The sequence below is a fragment of the Erysipelothrix tonsillarum DSM 14972 genome (assembly GCF_000373785.1).
GTDB lineage: Bacteria > Bacillota_I > Bacilli_A > Erysipelotrichales > Erysipelotrichaceae > Erysipelothrix > Erysipelothrix tonsillarum.
Genome location: NZ_KB892378.1, coordinates 304,800 through 325,955 on the forward strand (window position 1 = coordinate 304,800; position 21,156 = coordinate 325,955).

A 21,156-nucleotide genomic window follows, 5' to 3' on the forward strand; every position below is an offset into this window, starting at 1 on the left:
TAAAGGAGTACAGTTATGAAAATATTATTTGCAGGTGCAGGTGCAATGGGAGCACGTTTTGGTGCCCTTTTACACCGCAGTAGAAATGAAATCGTGTTTGCGGATAGCTGGCAAGAACATCGTGACGTGATTAATAACGATGGTCTGAAAATGATTATTGATGGTGTTGACGAAGGGCACGTTATGATCCCCGCGCTGTCACCCCAGGCGGTTGAAGGTTCCTTTGACCTTGTATTTGTCTTTACTAAAGCCATGTATTTAGATGCTATGATGCAAGATATCAAACATGTTTTAACCCCAGATACCCGTGTCATTTGTCTGCTTAATGGATTGGGAAATGTGGAAGTCATCGAACGTTATGTCCCCAAAGAGAATATTTTTTTAGGGGTAACTGTGTGGACTTCCGGTTTAGGGGGTCCAGGAATTGTGGATGCAGTAGGAACTGGTTCCATTGAACTCCAACAAGTGCATCAAACTGATTCGCCGTTTAATGCACACTTGCTCGAAACACTAAACCAAGCAGGTCTTAATGTAGTCTACAGTGACGATGTTAAACAATCCATTTGGAATAAAGTTGCTTTAAATGCGGTACTCAACACATACTGTACCTTAATTGATTGCAATATCGCTGAGTACGGGAGTTATCCTGATAATCGAATTTTAACCGAACTTGTTGTAGACGAAGTCATCGCCGTAGCAACGGCTGAAGGAATCGCTTTAGATAAAGAGCATCTAGTCGCTAAAATAGAAGATATTTTTGACCCTCTAAAAGGTGGAAATCACTATCCTTCTCTTTATCAAGATATGGCAGCAGGTCGTAAAACTGAAATTGACTATTTAAATGGTGCAATTGCACGCATTGGTAACAAACACGGCATTGAAACACCAGTATGCCAGGTAATAACTCACATGATTCACGCTAAAGAATTCCTTAAAGACAAAGGAACCCACTAATTGGGTTCCTTTGTTTGTTTTTGATATACATCAATCAAAGTATTTATGCGATGAATGACCTTATGATGATCATAGGGTTCCACTAAATAGTCGTGAGCACCTTGAATCATCAGTTCAAGCGTTCGCTTAGGTCGATAGCGCGATGTAAGAATTAAGATTGGTCGATCATAATGCTTTTGTATCCAAGGAATTAAGGTTTCGCCATCATGATCGCAGTAATCGATATCAACCAGAAAACAATCTGTTTGTTTGATGTCTACTGGATTTGTTTGAAGGCACAGCACCGTCCATGTTGGATCCAAAAACTCTAAAATATGATGATCATTATCATTGCTGATTAGTGTGATTGTATACATCTTTGTTACTCCTTGATTCATTTTGATGTATGGCCTTAATCCATAATGATTGATTTCCGAATCGTATTAATCGAAAATCTTGATTATGTTTTAACAGCGTCTTATCTATAATAATATAAGGAATTTGACGGCGGATTGCAATCTGTTCTACACGATCCATCATCATCATTTCAACCACAAAATCTTGGTTAGAACATAAGACATTAAAATCCAAGACATTTACATTTTGTTCGTAGGTTAAATCATAAACTAAATAACCCACAAGCTGTGTTTCTTTATAGATTGTGAGTAAGTTATGTTGCGGCAATAGTGGCATTATTGGTTTGCACCATGGACCGGCGGTATGAATCTCTTTTTCAATGACATCAGCTTCGTGAGTTCCATGTTCAATGATTGTATAGTGATCTTGATTCCGGAGGGTCCAAACAGAACGGGTGATTCCATAAGAAATTGAATCATAATATACCCCTTTATAATAACGGGCTCTCCGAATAACGCCTTCCCGTTTTAAGCCTAATTTGTCCCCAATCCGTTGCATGCCTATATTCCCTGACCATGTTACAAACCCTATGCGATCAATCTCATAATACACAAACGCTTGTGTGATCAGTTGTTTTAGGACAACCGTCCCAATACCTTTACTCCAAAATGCAGCGTCATAAAGGTCAAACCCGCAGTTCATCCATCGAGTTCGTTCATCCTGCCAGTAGTGGCTTGCACGACCAATAACTAAATCATCATATACAATCACTAGAGCACGTGGGTTATTGAGATAATACTGAGCATCGTCTTCCATAAACTCACGGAAACTTAATTGCTTATATTCCTCAAAATAAGGAGCATCTAAGTCACTCCATGAATAATGGGATTCTTTAGCGGATAATTCCCATATTCGTTGTAAATCACGATGTCGAAATGGGCGTAACTGTACTACGGATTCTAGGAAAGATGTCGCCGGTTTGAACTCATCCCATGTCACTTCCAATAGCAATTCAGATGAACGGTACCCGTGCGGAATTTCAACTTCTTTAAACCCTAAAGCATGATAAAGACGTAATGCGGCCAGGTTATCAGGATTAGGATCAACATAAAGACCGGTACATTCTGTGTGTTTAAATACGTACTGAATAAGCCAACTCAAACAGTAAGATCCATAGCCTCGTCCTTGAAACTGTGGCATAAGCTTGATATCCAATTGTGCTTTATCATCTAAAACTCGGTAAAATAACTCCCCTACATAGTCTTGATGATGATAAATACTAAAATGGCTTGATGTATTATTTTGAATCAATTGTTGATACCAACGTTGCATGGATTTTTCATCAGTGATATAACCTTGGTCAAATCCAACATGCTTCATCACTTCAGGTGTCGCCCATAATTGTTGAATATTCTTTAAATCTTTTTCGGTTGTTTTTTCGATATGTAGTTTCATAAATCTCCTTTATAATTTTCTACCGATATATCACCCGCTCAAATTATCGATTTTCTGGGTGATGATTTATTGTTTTTAACATAAAACCACCTCTTTCTTTCTCAACTATAGCATAATAGGGTACCCATCAAACTGAGTTGTTATTAAAACGCTTTAGAAGGCTACAAAAAAAGAGTCCGAAGACCCTTTAAGCGATAGGTGCCAATAATACTTTCCCTGTTCCACGATAGACATTCACAAACCCTTCGCCTGAAACAGCAGATCCCATAAGACTCTTTGTCGATTTTTCAACACGGAATTCCAACGATCCAGACCATGCAATTGCATAGTTTCCATCAATACGGATTTCATCATTTTGAAGTTCAACAACAATCAACTCTTCGCGGGGTACGGGACTTTCGAGTACCGCTACACCGTGACCTTCAAGTGCTAGGTTAAAGAGTCCTTCGCCACCCATCATCGCAGACGATAGATTGCCACGTGACACTACTTTTTGATTTATGTCTGAATCGCAAGCTAAAAACAATCCGTCTTCTAAAACAATTTTACCCCAATCTTCAACACGTTCTAAAAGAATATGTTTATAAGTCGGTTCTAGCATTAAATAGCCCGACCCGGAGTAACGAGGTTTCGCTGCAGATTCTTTCGTCACAGATCCTTTGATTGCTTTACCTAAAAAATCACCAACACCTTTTACGTCTGCCCCCATTTTCACATCACCAGCAGACCATTGCATCGCACCCGCACTTACAGTTACGGATTGATTTTGTAATTGTATATAAACTTGACGCTTGCGGATGTTCATTTCCGATGCGTAATAAGCATTGATTGCACTCTCGCCATTAACACTAAGATCTTTTTGATATTCCAATACTTTGAAACACCCCATGGAAGCAACTTCCACAATATTACTGTTATCTTCTAGATTTTTGATTTGAATCATATTTTTCTCCTTATATTGGTATAATCCTATCAAAATAAGGAGCGTAAAGGTGATGATTCGCCCTAAAGGGTTACATTTATGTGCTCAATAAAAAAAAAAGATCGCTTAATCGATCTTTTCACTTCCAAATATGGCTTCCGCCAATGCTCGTCCTTCAACGGTATCGGCAAGTCCTCCCTCGCCCGTTTCTCTAAACTTACGTGGTAATTCTTTGCCTACTTTATACATTGCTTCAACCACCGTATCGGGTGATAGAGCACTTTCAACACCCGCTAATGCCATATCTGCAGACACCAACGCCTGTGATGCCCCTAAGGCATTTCGTTTCACACACGGTACTTCTACAAGTCCTGCCACCGGATCACAAATAAGACCGAGCATGTTCTTAATCGTCATCGCAAATGCATGAGCACACATTTTGGGTGTACCACCTAAAACATCCACCACTGCGGCACTCGCCATGGCACTCGCACTACCAATTTCGGCTTGACAACCTCCTGTTGCTCCTGCGATTGATGCATTATTCGCAACAACCAAACCGAATCCCCCTGCAACAAATAAGAAATTCACCTCTTGCTCGCGGGTCAATTGATAACGTTCTGAAATAGCCGATAATACACCGGGAACAACACCTGCACTGCCTGCTGTAGGGGTCGCGCAAATAATACCCATTGCTGCATTGACTTCATTTGTCCCCACCGCATTTTGAACTGCTGTCATAACAGTAGCCCCACAAATAGTATCGCCTTTTTCCAGATAATTATGAATCTTGGTGGCATCTCCACCAGTCAGACCTGTTGTCGATTTGACCCCACGTTTCCCTTGCTCTATGGTGCGTTTCATAACATCCAATTGCATACCCATACGTTCTACAATCACTTCACGTGATAAATCCGATCGTTCCATTTCAAATTCGATAATTGTTTCGGATAGACTCCCGCGTTCAGTTGCCTTATCCACAAGTTCTTGGATTGATTTAAACATAATGTCTCCTACTTCGCAATGTAGAGCACTTCATAAATATTCTCTACGCATCTTAAACGGTCAAGTGATGTTTGTAAGTCATCTTGATCTAATTCAATAACCATATAGGCTTTTTTACCTTTTTCTTCTCGATCCACTTTCATCGAGCCAATATTAATATGCATGTCACTCAAAATTGTTGCAACCTTCGCAATCATACCTGGACAATCTTCATGGAAAATAAGGATCGTTGGAACACCACCATCAATCTCAACTTTGGTTCCGTTAATTTCTGTAATTTTAACGTTACCTCCGCCAATCGAAATACCCACAACTGTACATTTACGTCCTGCTTTATGCATGACGATTTTGGTTGTATTTGGATGGTCCACTTTATCCACAAGAGGAATAAAGGTGATTTTGATTCCTTCTTCCTGCGCAATTAACAGTGATTCATGTAAGTGCGGATCATCGGGATCCATACCGAGTAAACCTCCTGCTAAAGCTACATTGGTCCCATGTCCTTTATACGTTTTCGCAAAAGACTCATACAAATAAATATTAGCACGCTCAGGACACTCTCCAAAGATGCTTAACGCCATCTTTCCGATGCGTGCTGCTCCTGCTGTATGAGAACTGCTTGGTCCTGCCATTACTGGCCCGATAATATCAAAAACAGACTTAAAATCTTGATTACTCATAATGGACCCTCCTTGAACCTATTATAACGATTTTAAATCGGTATCTCAACAGGTTCAGTTATAAGAAAAGTACCGTATCATCCGGTCTGAAATAGAAACAGTGGACTTTTAATTTGTTTGTATGATTATGACTTCCATCTATAAGAAATAAAACTTCTCATTTCTCCTAAATTTAGTGTCAATTCTATTTAGATTTTTCCTTAAATAAGTCCCTATACGGTTCGCAAGAAGATGTAAATAAAAAAGCATGCTCTTTGCATGCTTTTAAGATATTATTGATTGTAATGATCCATTGGGAATGTTAGATAATGAATTTCATCCAATTTTTCTGCTGTGATAAAACCTGCAGGAGCGCTCAATACTTGTGGGATTCGATTCACAACCGTTGCACAAGTATGTCCGACCGTGTCCGGTTTTTCAACCGAGAATACGACATCTGGATCTCCAACAATTTTCCAATCACACATATCCCCATCATCTGCACGATAAACTTTACCGATACATTGAACCTCTAATTCTGGTCCTTGTTGTGTCAAAATCGTGGTGACCGCTGACATTCCAATTGCATCACCTGCCGGAATTTCACGACCCAAGGTTTCGGAATAAATGGCTTCATCTAACACAAAGGGTACACTTTTTTGTGAAATGGATTTGATTGTCCATCCCATTTTCGAGCAGATACCTTCGCCGGCATTCCACATATAACTTGGTAAACTTTCTGCTTGGGCGATTTCTTTTTCAAACTTCTCTAAGTCATAACCGGCACCATGTGCTTCCGCAAGTGCTAGCCCATAATCCTCAACATTATAACTTACGGTACCATACATCTTTTTAATTTGATTAACACCACCGGCTACCATACAAGGCATGTTTATCCAGAAGATATCTTGCATTCCACTTCCGGTAATTGTAATATTATAATCCTTTGCGAGACGATCCAAACGGTTTGTTTCTGAAGGTGCTGTCGTCCAAGGATAAATTGCTTCCTCACATGTCGTAATAACATTTACACCATGTTTAGCGCATGTCTCAAAAATTGAATACATGTCATTCATATAACTGAAGACGGTTACGATTGCGATATCAGCATCGCATGAAGCAAAGACTTCATCAGCGTCATCCGAAATCAACACACCGGTTTTATGTCCTAATCCCGCAAAGTCACCAAGATCCATACCCACTACCTTAGGATTGGCGTCAATCGCTCCAACAACCTCAGCACCATGGTTCACAAGATTGCGAACAATCACTTCCGCCATCTTACCACAACCATATTGAACTACTCGAATCTTTTCGTTTTTCATATCATAGCCTCCTGTTTCTTGATATTTATTTCACAACCATAGTATAATGTCTATAGTAAGGATAGAGTCAAGGAGGGTTTATGCAAAAACTTAGAATTGGGGAAATTGCTCAATTAAACGATATTTCAATACAAACATTACGTTATTATGACGCGATTGATTTACTCAAACCCGCATATATTGATCCCCAAACAAATTATCGTTATTACACCATCGAGCAGTCTGCAACACTCGATATGATTCAATTTCTAAAAGGTTTGGATTTTAGCTTGGAAGAAATCCATGATGTCTTAAAACGAAACACTTCTATTTCATCACTAAAGCAAGCAATTAAAGCTAAAGAAGAACACTTATTATGTCAGCATCGGCAAATAATTAACCAAATTCAATCAATTCACAGTTTTATGGAAACAACAACGTTATACAGTCAAAACATGGCAAAACACTGGATGGAAATTATTTCGTTTCATAAGCGCTATATCTACACCTATCCAATCAGCCAAAACATCTACGAGATGACATCGGATGAGTACGAATATGCTTTGCGTGATTTTAAGCATCATCTAAACCATGCATCTGCATTCAGTCGTGTTGGCTCCATTATGTCACAGCATAACTTTACCCATCACAACTACGATTCGAAAGAGCTGTTTGTCTTTGTTGATAACCCTACGCACGCTAATAAAGTTTTACCCCAAGGGGATTACGCTGTATATTTTTGTCAGTCCTTCGAAGAAGAAACACGTGCATTGCATCAGTTTCGCAAATTAATTGACGAACAAAATCTTAAAATTAATGGAGACTACATTTGTGAAGTGCTCTATGAAATGCCTGACACCTTATCGGGTAAGCGAGATATGTTTATTCGTCTGCAAGTCCCTATCATCATTGATTTATAAAAAAAACATGTATTGAATTCATACATGTTTATTTTATATCCCAACTTATCACAATTGATTGGCTCACGATGACATCATCAGCAGTCATTGTAGTACCCATCATATCTGCACTAGCGATACGATACATCGGTCTTGCGCTCATATTATTAACGTAATCCATATTACAAATGTGACCTAAGCGAATTCCGGATGCCTCAGCGATAATCTTTGCTTTATCAGTGGCTTGGTTGATGGCCAAAATAAGTGCATCATCATCGGCTTTCGTCGTATCTTTTAAGAAATACGATAGACTAAAATTGAAATCATCACTTGTTCTCAGACAATCCAGTAACGCCGACATCTTATGTAAATTAATTCGATCCTCGAATACGATACGTTGTACACAACGGAATCGTTTTGGCTGTTGTTCAGTAGGATGTAAGATAGAGACTTCAATGCCAGAAGTTTTAATCAAACTGATGTTGAATTCAACTTTTTTAAAAGCTTTCACAATATTCTCATACTGAACTTTCAATGCATCAAACGAACTTGCATACGATGGCCCATCTTGTACTAATTCATAGGTAAAACGCATCATATCTGGTGTTACCTTAACACTCCCCGAACCTTCAATCGTTAATTTATTACTCATATCAATCACCTCTCTCTATAATGATACAGTATAATACGTGAAAAAAAAGTAAAATGTGATATATTTTAATAAAGGAGTCGTGTATGAAAAAATTAAATTTTAAGCAAAAATTCTTTATGAGTTTAGGCGTCCTCGCAATAAGCATCATTACCTTCACTGTAATGACATTCTTTGTATTTCGAGCACCCTTTCAAATGGATACATTATTTAATGAGGTTGTCCTCTCACTTGTTGTATCTATTTATGCATTTTTTATCATTCAATATGGTTCATGGGTTGGAATGTTATGTTTTGTGCTCGGATTTATTGCCGCGTTTTGGGCCCTTGCCTTCTCCGTTGAACGTTCAGGCGGAAATGCCGTTGCCTTTAACGGTTTGTTTATTTGGATTATTGTTATGGCCAGCTTTAACGTTATTGGACTCATCTTGGATTTGGTTTGGAAATCCAAACGCAAAACTAAAAAAGCAGAGAAACTTAAGCAAGAGAATGAAAAGTTGGAGCAAGAACGCATTGAAGCAGAGCGTATACAAACCGCTGCTTCTGAACAACAATCAACCAGCATTCATCTAAATGATATTACCGTAGATGAACCCTTAAATGAAAAAGAAAACAACGTTGATTAAACGTTGTTTTTTTTATGATTCAAAAGTAATAATGCCGGACTCAACATTAATTGCTTGTATCTGTGCTTGACAGTAAAGATCATGACCTTCATCTACCAACATTTGGTAACCCGGTTGGAAATTTTTTGAGATGCAAATGCCTGTCGCTACAAGTGTCGCATCGGCTTGAGTTAATAACTTATCGACATTATGAACAACACTGCCCTTCGCCAAGAAATCATCAAGCAAAATCACACGTTTCCCTTCGATGAGATGTTTGGGCACCGTAAGGTAGTAGCCATTTTTCTTAGTGAATGAAAAGCAGGATTGTTGAACCATATTTGGATCATCTTTCTCCGTTAAGCTTTTCTTGATTATAATCAAAGGTTTGTTCGCATAAAGTGACGCGAATACACTTGGTGCAATGCCTGATGTTTCTACAGTTACAAATAAATCAAAATCATAGTCTGCATAATGTTCCGCAAAATCTTTTCCTAAAGCGTCCATGACTTTAGGGTCTACTTGAGCATTTAGGAATGAACTAACATCCACAATCTCCTCTGATTTAACTTTACCTTGTTCCTGGATTGTTTCTTCGAGTAATTTCATGGGTACCTTCTTTCAATTTTAATTAGTATTATACTACAACGTACAGATATATGCTATTGAAATTAGTGTAATAAAATGCATAATCTTAGGAAGTTCTTTACCACGACCTGCAAAGAACATACACATTTCATAAGAAATAAATCCAAGTGTCAATCCTAAAGCGATTGAACCTGTAAGTGGCATCATCACAATCGTAAGAAATGCCGGAATAATATTTTCAAATCCTGAATGCCAATCTATATTGGTAATGTTTTGCATCATAAAGATACCAATAACAACCATAGCCGGTGTTGTGACTGCAGGGGTTACCAGTGATAACAATGGATAGAAGAACATTGACAGTAAGAATAAAACAGCTGTTACCACCGACATTAAACCGGTTCGTCCACCATTTATAATCCCCGAAACAGACTCAATGTAAGTAGAAAGATTTGAAGTTCCCAAAAGAGATCCTACAAATGTTCCAAGAGCATCAGCCATATAAATACGATTATTATTTTCAAATTCTTCCTGTGGAATATGTGGAATTTGCGACGCTGCTGCTGAGAGCGTTGTAGCTGTACCAAAAAAATCTAAAAATAAGAATGTTAGTACCACAATAATTGCTTGTGGATTTAATAAATTAGGCAATTCTTTAACCGCTACAAACATGGTTTCATTGACCATGGTTTGAATGGGTTCTTTTGGAAATACGATCGGACTCCCCGCTGGAAGTTGTGGTAAGGTTGCAAACATTTCAGGACTCATTGAAAGAATCCCCGCATCAACGCCAAGACGCATGATTAGTCCACATATCGCAGCACCAACCATTCCCAGAAACACTGCATATTGGTTTCCACGTACTAGGAAGAAAGCTGCGGTGATGATTCCAACAAACGCAATAATAACATTCGGATTATCAAAACCGCCAAATGTAATAAACATACCTTCATCCGGAACGATAATTCCTGAGTTTTTAAAACTTACAAATGCAATAAAGATACCCAATCCTACGGTTCCCGCTTGTTTAATTGTTAAGGGAATCGACTTAATAATTTTAGATCTTACACCGGATGCAGCCAAAATTATAAATAAAATTGATGAAGCTAAAACCGAAGCGAGCGCGGTTTGCCAAGGAATCCCCATCTGCATCACAACACTGAATGCAAAGAATGCATTCATCGACATACAAGGAGCAAGTCCTAATGGGAACTTTGCATACAATCCCATAATCAACATGGCAATTGCCGAGGAAATAATTGTCGCAATAAATACAGCATCTTTCGGCATGCCTGCTTGCCCTAAAATAATTGGGTTTACGAATATTACATATGACATCGAAAGAAATGCCGTTAACCCTCCTGCAAACTCACGTTTAATGGTTGAACCTGCCTCTTCAATCCCAAAATATTTATTGAGAATATTTTTCACGTAATGTCCTCCTCTTCTCTCAATATACAAAAAAACTGCCATGTTTGTGGCAGAAAGAGACGTGAAAATATCCTATCATGAAGATAAGGCTCTTTTGCCATAGTTTACATCTTTACGGGATGTAAGTAGAAACTTCCGGACCCTATTACCAGAAATATATGGAGTTTTTTCATATTTTAAGCCTATCATGACTTCTTTGAACTTGCAAGCATGGAATGTATTATCACAACATCAGTTCACTGCTATTGGTAGTTATACAAAAAAAATTGGCTCTAAAGGTATGTTTCAAGGAAATCATCAAGCGTATCTTCATACAATTGTGGATCTTTATTATATGCCATCCCATGCACAGATCCCCCAACGACCAGCTTTCTTTTAGGTTCGGGTGCGGCATCGTAAAGTTTATCCAACATCCAAAAAGGTACAAACTTATCGGCATCGCCATGAATCATAAGAATGGGGCAAGTTGCGTTTTTCACCTGTGCCAAAGCACTAGCCTCTTTAAAAGAGTAGCCCGCTTTATATTTTGTGTACAAGCTTGTAACTGAAAGAATTGGGAAGGCTGGCAGTTAAACATCTGTTTTAATTGGAACTTCAATTCATCATAAACTGATGTATAGCCACAATCTTGAATGATTGCCTTGACTTGTTGGGGTAGGGACGTTCCGGCAGTCATCATAACTGTTGCTGCGCCCATACTAATTCCAAATAAAACAATCTCACAATCTTCGCCGTATTCAATCAGCACACGTTGAATCCAACGTGTCATATCAAGACGATCGTCCCACCCAAAACCGATGTACTCTCCCTCAGATTTTCCATGACCACGTGCATCCGGCATCACAACATGATATCCGCGTTGATGAAAAAAACGTGCCTGAAAAGCCATCGAATATGAACTGTTTACGTAACCATGACATAAAATCGCCACCTTGCGCGTAGGCGCATTTAAAGGGATTGTCTCGGCAAATAACGTCAACCCATCATAACTCTCCAAGAACCACGTGTTCTGCCCAAGCAATGGCTCAAACCACTCGTAGCATGGACGATTGACGCTTTGTTTGGCGAAAGCATCAAAATCTCCAAGATACGGTTTCGGACCCGATTCAATAGCAAACTTATAAAAGAACCGTGCAATCAAATAAAGGATAACTATTACGACTAAGGTTATTATTAAAAAAAGTTTCAACATACTTCGCCTCATTTTCTATTTTTTATATTGGGTTTAAGCTATATCTATTTTACCGTTTATTTAATTTCGTTTTTCGTAGTGAGATTAAATTGTAGCAAATATGTCACTAATCAATCTTGAAATGGTCTGATTTTGATAACTAAAGCGTAATATGGGATAGAGTTGTCGCATAAAAAAACTCACTCTTTCGAGTGAGTTCATCAAATTAAATTATTTTTTGATGTTGAAGAATGTTTTAGCACCTGAGTATTTAGCTGCTGAACCTAATTCGTCTTCAATACGGATTAATTGGTTATATTTAGCTAAACGGTCTGTACGTGACATTGAACCTGTTTTAATTTGACCTGCGTTAAATGCTACTGCGATGTCAGCGATTGTTGCATCTTCTGTTTCTCCTGAACGGTGTGAAACTACTGATGTATATCCTGCACGTTTAGCCATTTCCATAGCGTCAAATGTTTCTGTTAAAGTACCGATTTGGTTAACTTTAATAAGGATTGAGTTAGCAATTCCTTTTTCGATACCTTCTGCAAGAATTGCAGGGTTTGTAACGAATAAGTCATCACCAACGATTTGGCAACGGTCTCCAATACGATCAGTTAGACGTTTCCATCCATCCCAGTCGCGTTCTCCTAAACCATCTTCGATTGATACGATTGGGTATTTGTTTAAGAAACCTTCGTACATATCGATCATTTCGTCAGATGTTAATTCTTTTCCACCTGATTTACTTAATACATAAACATCTTTTTCTGTGTCATAGAATTCTGAAGCAGCAACGTCCATTGCAAGAACGATATCTTCACCTGGTACAAAACCAGCACGTTTGATTGCTTCAACAATAACTTCTAATGGTTCTTCATTTGATGCTAAGTTTGGTGCGAAACCACCTTCGTCACCAACAGCTGTAACATGACCTTTTTCTTTTAATACTGCTTTTAGAGCGTGGAATGTTTCAGCACCCATACGGATTGCTTCTTTTACAGATTTTGCACTGATTGGCATAATCATGAATTCTTGGAAATCAACAGATGAGTCTGCGTGTGATCCACCATTGATAACGTTCATCATTGGTACAGGTAATTCTTTTCCGTTAAATCCACCTAAGTATTTGTAAAGTGGCATATCGTAGAAATCTGCTGCTGCAATAGCACAAGCCATTGAAACACCTAAGATTGCGTTAGCACCGAATTTTGATTTGTCGGATGTACCGTCTAATTCGATCATAGCTTGGTCGATTAAGTTTTGTTGTGTTACGTCAAAGCCGATTAATTCTTCAGCGATGATGTCGTTAACGTTAGCAACAGCTTTTAAAACACCTTTTCCGCCGAAACGTGATTTATCACCGTCACGAAGTTCTAATGCTTCACGTTCACCTGTTGAAGCACCTGATGGTACCATAGCGCGTCCGAATGCACCTGATTCTGTAGTTACTTCTACTTCAATTGTTGGGTTACCGCGTGAGTCCATGACTTCGCGTGCATAAATATCAATAATACTTGGCATGTTATATCCTCCTGAGCCTCTAGTTTTAATCTTTTATTAACAAGTTAATAAATTATTTAATTGCATCAATGATTGCTTTGAATGAATCCACTTGAAGTGAAGCTCCACCAATTAATGCACCATCAATGTCTTCTTGTGACATGTATTCTTCGATGTTTTCAGGTTTAACTGATCCACCGTATTGAATACGCACTTTATCAGAAACTTCTGCTCCGAATAAGTTTTTAACTTCATCACGTACTAATGCACATGTGTTTTGAGCGATTTCAACGGTAGCACTCTTACCGGTTCCGATTGCCCATACTGGTTCATAAGCGATCACGATGTTTTTAACATCTTCAGCATTTAAGCCACTTAAGCATCCGGCAACTTGTTTACGAACAACTTTTTCTGTCTTATCTGCTTCGAATTCAAACAATGTTTCCCCAACACAAACGATTGGAGTCATACCGTTTTCGATTAAAACAGCTGCTTTTTTATTAATGTCTTCATCTGTTTCATTGAAGTATTGACGACGTTCTGAGTGTCCGATAACAACCCATTTTGTGCCAATTTCTTTTAACATTTCAACTGAAATTTCACCTGTATAAGCGCCGTTTGGTGCCCAGTGAACGTTTTCTGCTGCAATGTGTAGATTTTTTGCGTTTGCAATTGATGCTTGCAACGCTGTAAATGGAACCGCAACACCGAAGTCTGCTTTATCCGTAACAAATGCATCAACACCTTGAACAAATTCTGTTGCTTCTGCAATTGTCTTATTCATTTTCCAGTTACCAAAGATAATAGGTTTTCTCATTTTATTTATCCTGAATTGCTGCAATACCTGGCAATTCTTTTCCTTCCATAAATTCTAAACTTGCTCCTCCACCTGTAGAGATGTGAGTAATCTGGTCTTTGAATCCTAATTGAATTGCTGCAGCTGCGGAATCTCCACCACCGATAACACTCAATACATCAGGAAGTTCTGTAATTGCTTTACAGATTGATAATGTTCCTTGTGCAAATGCGTCAAATTCAAACACACCCATTGGACCATTCCAAACTACAGTTTTCGCACCTTGTAATTCTTTTTCGAATAATTCGATTGTCTTAGGACCGATGTCAAGTCCCATCATATCTGCAGGAATAGCATTTGATGGTACAACAACTGGTGTTGCATCTGGTGCAAATTCCTTAGCAACAACAGTATCCACAGGCAATACTAACTTATCGCCAGCTTTTTCCATAATTGCTTTCGCTACATCAATACGGTCCATTTCAACAAGTGAAGTACCGATTTCATAGCCTTTTGCTTTGTAGAATGTATAAGCCATTCCACCACCAACAATAACTTTGTCAGCTACGTCTAATAAGTTTTCAATAACATTAATTTTATCACTTACCTTAGCACCACCTAAAATCGCTACGAATGGTCTTTTTGGTGAGTAGATTGCTTCTGTTAAGAATTTAACTTCTTTCTCAACAAGGAATCCAAGTGCTGAAGGAAGATGTTGTGCAATTCCTACAGTTGAGGCATGTGCACGGTGTACTGATCCGAAAGCATCAGTTACAAATAAGTCTCCCAAACTTGCCCAGTATTTTGATAAGTTGTCGTCACATTTGCTTTCGCCAACTTCATAACGTGTATTTTGCATCAATACGATGTCGCCATCTTCCATTGCTGCAATTGCATCTTCTAATGCGCTACCGCGTGTAACTGGAACAAATTTAACATTTGTTTCAGGCATTAATTCTTGTAGTCTAACTGCAACAGGCGCCATGTTATTTTTAGCTTTATCTGCTTCAGTTTTTTCTGAATCCTTATGATTTACTTTCCCCAAGTGTGACATAAGAATAACTTTTGCTTTGTTTTCTACCAAATATTTGATTGTTGGAAGTGCACCATTGATACGGTTATCGTCTGTAATAACGCCATCTTTTAATGGAACGTTAAAGTCAACACGTACAATGACTTTCTTACCAGCAACATCCAAATCACTGACAGTTCTTTTTGTCATAATTGCCTCCTTATTTACCTTTCCCATTATAACAAATACAAATAGGTTTCTCAATGAGTTCATAAGCAGTTGTTTATGATTTCACACATGAAAACGGTTTAAGCACAACATATTCATACTTAAAAGTTTATTGCTTGTGCAAATACAGGAAAGTTTAAGTAAATATTTTCACTAATTTGAAAATAAGAGGGAAAGTAATCTGTCCAATCAACTTTTATTATTAAACGTAAAATGACATTATAGGTAACTAATCTTACTCTCCAGATACATCTATCTCTAAATTGCTCCAATTTCCTGCCATATCCTCAATGTGCAACAAAGATTTAGCTGATAAATCGATTGGTATTGTAAAAATAGAAGTCTCTTTATCGTAAGTCCCCTTAAACTGAGTACCACTCGATTCTAAATATGAATTTTCAACACTAATCCCTGAATTGTCATCAGCAACCTCAATCATGAACAGTTCTTTTTCATCATCATAATCGACTGTTGATATTTCTGGGCTCTTACAATCGAATGAAGAAACTGCTAGATCATGTGTAAGTTCCTTACCATTATCTAAAAGCGCTACTATCCGATAATTTGAATTTTTGTCAATCACGATATCATACTCGTTTTCATTTTTTTCAAAACTGAATTTATTACCATCCTCCGTTAAGAGTACAACACTTTGAATATGTTGCGAATCATCGAATGCAATTGAAATTGGAGCTTCCCCACAAATAGGTGTGACTGGAGTTTTTAGAGAAGTAATTGCTGGTTCTTCTGCACCACCATAAATGTTAAGAAGATAACCCCCACCTATCATTGATACAACAACACCCGCCACTGTAAAATATGGAATAATATTGGCGGATTCAGTTACAGGAATATTAATATTTGCTTGAGTAATCACTTCCTTCACTGGAGGAATACTAGGTACAGAAATTTGTCTTTGAATTTGTTCAAATGCTTGATACATCACTAATGGTGTAAAAGAAAAGTAAACTGATGGTGTAACTTTTGAATTTTTTAAAATTTTCTTTAATTTAGCTCTTAATCCACTTAATCGTGACTTTACTGTCCCGATGGGTATATTGAGAACCTCTGAAATTTCTTGAACGCTCATTTCGTCATAATAATATAAACGCGCGACGATCTGTTGTTTACTGGGTAATTTAACAATCGCACTGGCAATAATATTTGCTAGCTCTGTATTTTTAGACACTTCACTGGGTTCTTCATCGCCTGACTGAACAAGATTAAAATCAAACTTATCGCCCAAATCTACTTCCGATTGCTTAATTTTTTTATTATAACCATTACAAAAAACAGAGTAGTTTATTCGATTAATCCATGTAATAAAAGACTCAGCATGCTCAAGTAAATGAAGGTTTTGATATACTTTACAAAAAGTATCCTGAGTCAAATCTTCAGCAAGATTTGCATCTTTTATCAAACTGAAACTGCGATAGTATACATATTTGTAATAATGGGAATATATTTCTTCAAAGTCTTGATCGGAATATCCATCTGCTAAATACTTTTCAATTAGAGTGTTATCAATTTGTGTTGTCATTTTGATTTTCCTTTCTCTGTTTTTTATATCTATATACATCAATCCCTAGCATCGCTAAGAAAAATGCACCCATTAAAATAGGAAGTATATAATTTGTCTCTGTACGTTTTTCTTTTTCTTCAACCATGTTTAATTTATAAATTGGTTTCGTATTTTTAATTACTCCATTACTTTCCTTGAATGCATAATCAATCGATAATTTCTCATGGTTTTTATCAATTTCATCTCTACTCGTAAGTGTTTTACCATTTAATAATTCATATCGAATACCTTCTGCTAATCCCGTTAATTTAAATTTCTTAGCATTGCGAACATATTGTGCCATCAAGGTAGTATCGTCATTAAATATGTAGTCATCCAAATCCACTACCACTTCACCTTTACGCCAACCTACAAAAGAATAACCATTACTTGGTTTAACACTCGGATATGCACTTAAATGTGATCCGCGTTTAATCGCATAGTTTGTTTCACCTTGAATAACACCTTTATCACTTGTTAAAAAGCGAACGATAATATCAGATTCTTCAATTGGTTTCCATATAGCATAAAGAGTATTACCGTTGTTGCTAATTTTAAACTTATCTAATGGGCGATATTGAGTACCCTTGTCGTCCATTTTCGTATTCCAATGATCAAAAACATATCCATTTTTATATAAACTTCCAGGATTATTTACAAAAACTGTACTTCCTACCAGTACTGGTGCATCTTCAACATCTACATCCCCACCATCACTTCCATTACCATCGTAAATCAGTTTTCGGTATCCGTTTTGAAGAATTTCAATCGAATTTGACTCTACTCTTGCATTATCATTCGAGTCAATTGAAGCACTCATACGTTTATTTTGCTCTGAGGTATTGGTTAAACTAAATGTGAGCGTACTTCCTCCTAAAGGAACTTTCTTTATCTCAATCTCGTTATTCTTGTTGATATTGACATCAGTATTATTAAAAACTATTGTGTCATTCTTAATTTCAAGGCCAGGCTGTATATCCAATTGGATCGTCGCATTCGAAAGTTCTTTCCATGATTTAATCTCAAGTTTAATTTGCAATTCATCGTTCACTACACTATTAACAAGACTCGCATACGAGCCATTTACATTATCATTTTTAACTTGCATTATCATTGCGACATCTTTATATTGCAAATCTATGTCTTTCACCACAAATTTAGCAGGTATCGCAGATGTGGCCGCAGTAAAGCCCCAGAAAACATGATCACTTTTCAATATATTTTTATAATCTTTCAAATCATGAAACTGTTCAACAGAATCATCAAATTGAAATGAAATCATTCGACTAGTAGCATTCCATTTAATTAAAACATCATGAAAGCTATCGTTACTTAACGGATTAAATACGTTGTAATGCAAATTATAGTGGTCGCGCGTGTACTGACTTGGAATCATGAATGCAACGTGTCCCAGTTTATTTGTATCGACAATTTGCGGTATCGTTGTATCATCTGCTCCATTATCTAAAGAAGGTATATTTGAATAGGTTGTATCGAATTCAATTGCAAATGCGTTGTTTATCTTCTTTCCACTGCAGTCATAGACACCCAAACATGCATCACCGCCACCAATTGCCTTAAGTCCTTGTTGATCGTTGTGAAATGTCAATGTCATTCCTTCACCATAATTTGTTTTACTCCCTAAAAAGACTTTATAAGATAATACAAAATCACGTGTTAGATCAATTTTATCTGCATTCCACATCGAAGTAGTTTGATTAGAACCGTTTGTTAATTGAACTTCTCTTTCACCATCAGATACATTAAAAACACTTGTAGATTCATATTTATAGTTTGCATTAACACCGACCACTGATAGGAATAGTATATTTATTACTAAAAGAATCAATAAAATTTTTTGTTTCATTATATTCCACCTCACTAAATCCTAAAATACAAATATTACCCCGATTCGTAATCGGGGTAATATCCCTATTTGCAATCAAGATTTGTTTCGATTGCATAGTCATTGATTGCGTACGGATCATTGGGTGTGATCTTGATAAATGAATTATCAAGCTTACATCCTTTTAATTTATCTAAGTCACTTTGAACATCAATTTCATTAACATTGCTTACTGCTTCTAAAGATACCGAGATGCCCTTTTTGCTAATTTCTTTCATCAATTTATTAATGTCATCTTCATCTTGCCCCATCGTTATTTGGGTATAATAAAAATTCTCGTAGAATGATTTAGCTATATTCTTGGCAGCACGTTCTTTTGAACTCATGAAACCGTATATTAGTCCCATGGCAAGTGCAACGATTACTACACTAACAATAATTATATTACGTTTTTTCTTTTCCATATTTCCCTTTCTATTAAACTTAAATCAGTTACGGCTGAATAAACAACCGTAACTGTTTTAAGATTAAATTTTATTCGTTTTCGTCTTTTTTCCCTTTTCGAGAAATGAGAGCCATTGCTGCACCAATCACAACTATCGCAGATGAGATAACGATTCGATCATTACCCATACCTGTTTGCGGAAGAATTGATTTTGCTTTTACTTCAATTGAAGCTTCAACTTCTTTATCACCAATTGTGGCAATATTATTGATTTGCTTAATGTTATCCAAATTATTTAACGCTTTAACTTTAAATCGAATTTGAATATCTTCCGAACTGTTTAGATCTACGGTGATACCATGGATTATATCTTGAATATTAACTTCTTTGACTTCTCCACGATATTCCACTTGAGCAGTAATATTTGTAATATCTTCAACGGAATTGATCACTTCCTTCATCTCGTCTTTGATGACAAGATTTTTAACTGGTTGTGTACCGTTATTCTTAGCTGTAATTACATAGTCTAGGATTTCTCCACCTTCTACATAACCATCTCCATTTTGATCAAATACGGCTTTATCGGCCCAAATATCAACCTCTGCAAATGGTATTTCAATTGAAGGAGTGTCATTCCCTACTACAGCTTTATTTACGATGCTCTTAACATCTTCCAAATTTAAGTCCGTTTTTACTTGGACTGAGAATTTTATAGAGACAGTCGATTTACCATTGATATCAAGTTTTAAGCCATCAATCAAGTCTTGTACTGAAACTACATCTTGTGATGATCCATAATCGATGATCACAGTATTTGAATTTGGATTTTCAACATAAGGTAGTACATTTTCCAAAGTATCTTGAATTAGATAATCATTCGCTGTTACAGAACCTTCGTTCTTAGCAACAATTTCATAAGTCAATACTTCACCCAATTGTACTTTACCATCTCCATTTTCATCTGTAACGTTCTTAGTAGCCTTAACGTCATAGTTATCAACAGGAATTTCAACACTAGGATTTTTTTCGCCAATTACAGCTTTATTAGCAATTTTATCCACAGTTGATACATCGAGATTTTCTTTGACCACTACATTAAATGATATCACGGCTACTGAATTTTTATCGAGTTGAATCGTAAATCCATTGATTAAGTCACTTATCTTGTAGGTACTAATTACCCCATCAATGTTAACAGTAACATCATTTTGCATTGGATCATTTACATATGGTAAGACATTTTCAAGAGTATCTTTCACTAATGTTGGTTCATTTGCAATTGTTGAAGTGCTCTTCGCTGTAATAATATATGTTAGCGTTTCTCCAGGACTTGCAAAGCCATCACGATTAGCATCAATTACTTCTTTACTTGCATTGATGTTTGTTGAACCTGTAGGAATTTCAATCTCAGGTGTTGTATCTCCAACTGTAGCTTTATTTGAAATTGTTGTAACGGTTGTTACATCTAGATCGTATTTTACTACAACGGAGAAGCTTGCTACTGCTTTAGCACCTGCTTCAATATCTACGTTAATTCCATCAATTAAGTCTTGAATAGTATAAGTTGAAATCACACCGTTATTATTAATTTTAACTAGAACGAAAGATGTATCTTCTACATGTGGTAAGACATTTTCAAGTTTATCTTGGATCATTACATTTTCTGCTTTTACTGCACCTTTATTTTCGGCTGTAATGACATAGTTCAATGTTTCTCCAGGACTTGCAAAGTTATCACCACTTGCGTCATTTACTTCTTTATTTGATTTAACTTCAGGTTTTCC

21 protein-coding genes and 1 riboswitch are annotated in these 21,156 nt (G+C 37.0%); of the genes, 3 read left to right on the top strand and 18 right to left on the bottom strand.

From position 1 onward, the window contains the following. The first annotated feature begins 15 nt into the window (after positions 1-15). Positions 16-954: a ketopantoate reductase family protein gene (locus tag B096_RS0105070; RefSeq protein ID WP_018579675.1), complete on the top strand. Its 939-nt coding sequence runs from the start codon at positions 16-18 to the stop codon at positions 952-954. Here B096_RS0105070 and B096_RS0105075 read toward each other — a convergent pair. The 6 genes from B096_RS0105075 to B096_RS0105100 all read right to left on the bottom strand — a co-directional run bounded on the left by B096_RS0105075 (position 951) and on the right by B096_RS0105100 (position 6,656). Continuing rightward, positions 951-1,310 carry a response regulator gene (locus B096_RS0105075; protein WP_018579676.1) on the bottom strand — a complete coding sequence of 120 codons (360 nt, stop codon included), beginning with the start codon at positions 1,308-1,310 and terminating at the stop codon, positions 951-953. The two genes, B096_RS0105070 and B096_RS0105075, sit on opposite strands and share 4 nt — an antisense overlap. Further along, positions 1,282-2,745, bottom strand: a complete 1,464-nt coding sequence (locus tag B096_RS09760) for a GNAT family N-acetyltransferase (protein WP_018579677.1) — start codon at positions 2,743-2,745, stop codon at positions 1,282-1,284. Before B096_RS09760 ends, B096_RS0105075 begins: the two co-directional genes overlap by 29 nt. A gap of 187 nt (positions 2,746-2,932) precedes the next feature. Then, on the bottom strand, positions 2,933-3,688 hold the full coding sequence (locus B096_RS0105085; RefSeq protein WP_018579678.1) for an AIM24 family protein: 756 nt from the start codon (positions 3,686-3,688) through the stop codon (positions 2,933-2,935). A 105-nt stretch (positions 3,689-3,793) separates the two neighbouring features. Then, positions 3,794-4,672: an L-serine ammonia-lyase, iron-sulfur-dependent, subunit alpha gene (gene sdaAA, locus B096_RS0105090; protein ID WP_018579679.1), complete on the bottom strand. Its 879-nt coding sequence runs from the start codon at positions 4,670-4,672 to the stop codon at positions 3,794-3,796. Positions 4,673-4,680: 8 nt separating this feature from the next. Then, on the bottom strand, positions 4,681-5,352 hold the full coding sequence (gene sdaAB / locus B096_RS0105095; RefSeq protein ID WP_018579680.1) for an L-serine ammonia-lyase, iron-sulfur-dependent subunit beta: 672 nt from the start codon (positions 5,350-5,352) through the stop codon (positions 4,681-4,683). Positions 5,353-5,624: 272 nt separating this feature from the next. Beyond that, complete coding sequence (locus B096_RS0105100) at positions 5,625-6,656, bottom strand: NAD(P)H-dependent amine dehydrogenase family protein (protein WP_018579681.1); 1,032 nt, start codon at positions 6,654-6,656, stop codon at positions 5,625-5,627. An 80-nt stretch (positions 6,657-6,736) separates the two neighbouring features. Between B096_RS0105100 and B096_RS0105105 the strand changes: the two genes are divergently transcribed. Next, a complete protein-coding gene (locus B096_RS0105105) occupies positions 6,737-7,555 on the top strand; it encodes a MerR family transcriptional regulator (RefSeq protein ID WP_018579682.1) in 819 nt (272 codons plus the stop codon). Positions 7,556-7,583: 28 nt separating this feature from the next. Here B096_RS0105105 and B096_RS0105110 read toward each other — a convergent pair whose 3' ends face one another. Further along, positions 7,584-8,186 (bottom strand): SIMPL domain-containing protein, encoded by a 603-nt coding sequence (locus tag B096_RS0105110; protein ID WP_018579683.1) that lies wholly within the window; start codon positions 8,184-8,186, stop codon positions 7,584-7,586. Between the two features lie 83 nt (positions 8,187-8,269). On the opposite strand from B096_RS0105110, the gene B096_RS0105115 reads away from it, so the two are divergent. After that, the gene (locus tag B096_RS0105115; protein ID WP_018579684.1) at positions 8,270-8,809 is read left to right on the top strand and encodes a hypothetical protein; all 540 of its coding nucleotides are present in this window, start codon (positions 8,270-8,272) and stop codon (positions 8,807-8,809) included. Positions 8,810-8,821: 12 nt separating this feature from the next. On the opposite strand, the gene B096_RS0105120 is transcribed toward B096_RS0105115, so the two are convergent. The 11 genes from B096_RS0105120 to B096_RS0105165 form a co-directional block, all read right to left on the bottom strand. Beyond that, entirely contained in the window at positions 8,822-9,397 is a 576-nt protein-coding gene (locus B096_RS0105120; RefSeq protein WP_018579685.1) for a phosphoribosyltransferase family protein, read from the bottom strand. 33 nt (positions 9,398-9,430) lie between these two features. Then, positions 9,431-10,807 carry an NCS2 family permease gene (locus B096_RS0105125; protein WP_018579686.1) on the bottom strand — a complete coding sequence of 459 codons (1,377 nt, stop codon included), beginning with the start codon at positions 10,805-10,807 and terminating at the stop codon, positions 9,431-9,433. An 80-nt stretch (positions 10,808-10,887) separates the two neighbouring features. Beyond that, positions 10,888-10,989, bottom strand: a riboswitch (purine riboswitch). A gap of 90 nt (positions 10,990-11,079) precedes the next feature. Further along, positions 11,080-11,286, bottom strand: a complete 207-nt coding sequence (locus B096_RS09835) for an alpha/beta hydrolase (RefSeq protein ID WP_244264575.1) — start codon at positions 11,284-11,286, stop codon at positions 11,080-11,082. After that, a complete protein-coding gene (locus B096_RS09595; RefSeq protein WP_167317843.1) occupies positions 11,283-11,999 on the bottom strand; it encodes an alpha/beta hydrolase in 717 nt (238 codons plus the stop codon). The genes B096_RS09835 and B096_RS09595 overlap by 4 nt, the downstream gene beginning before the upstream one ends. Before the next feature lie 210 nt (positions 12,000-12,209). Beyond that, positions 12,210-13,505, bottom strand: a complete 1,296-nt coding sequence (eno, locus tag B096_RS0105135; RefSeq protein ID WP_018579688.1) for a phosphopyruvate hydratase — start codon at positions 13,503-13,505, stop codon at positions 12,210-12,212. A gap of 52 nt (positions 13,506-13,557) precedes the next feature. Further along, positions 13,558-14,301 (bottom strand): triose-phosphate isomerase, encoded by a 744-nt coding sequence (gene tpiA / locus B096_RS0105140; RefSeq protein ID WP_018579689.1) that lies wholly within the window; start codon positions 14,299-14,301, stop codon positions 13,558-13,560. 1 nt (position 14,302) lies between these two features. After that, positions 14,303-15,502: a phosphoglycerate kinase gene (locus B096_RS0105145; RefSeq protein WP_018579690.1), complete on the bottom strand. Its 1,200-nt coding sequence runs from the start codon at positions 15,500-15,502 to the stop codon at positions 14,303-14,305. 253 nt (positions 15,503-15,755) lie between these two features. Beyond that, complete coding sequence (locus B096_RS0105150) at positions 15,756-17,060, bottom strand: RNA polymerase sigma factor (RefSeq protein WP_018579691.1); 1,305 nt, start codon at positions 17,058-17,060, stop codon at positions 15,756-15,758. Next, entirely contained in the window at positions 17,044-18,948 is a 1,905-nt protein-coding gene (locus tag B096_RS0105155) for an L-type lectin-domain containing protein (RefSeq protein WP_018579692.1), read from the bottom strand. The genes B096_RS0105150 and B096_RS0105155 overlap by 17 nt, the downstream gene beginning before the upstream one ends. Positions 18,949-19,013: 65 nt before the next feature. Beyond that, on the bottom strand, positions 19,014-19,391 hold the full coding sequence (locus tag B096_RS0105160) for a hypothetical protein (protein ID WP_018579693.1): 378 nt from the start codon (positions 19,389-19,391) through the stop codon (positions 19,014-19,016). Positions 19,392-19,461: 70 nt separating this feature from the next. Continuing rightward, positions 19,462-21,156, bottom strand: a 1,695-nt coding sequence (locus B096_RS0105165; protein WP_026254114.1) for a DUF7619 domain-containing protein, incomplete at its 5' end; no start/stop codon positions are given.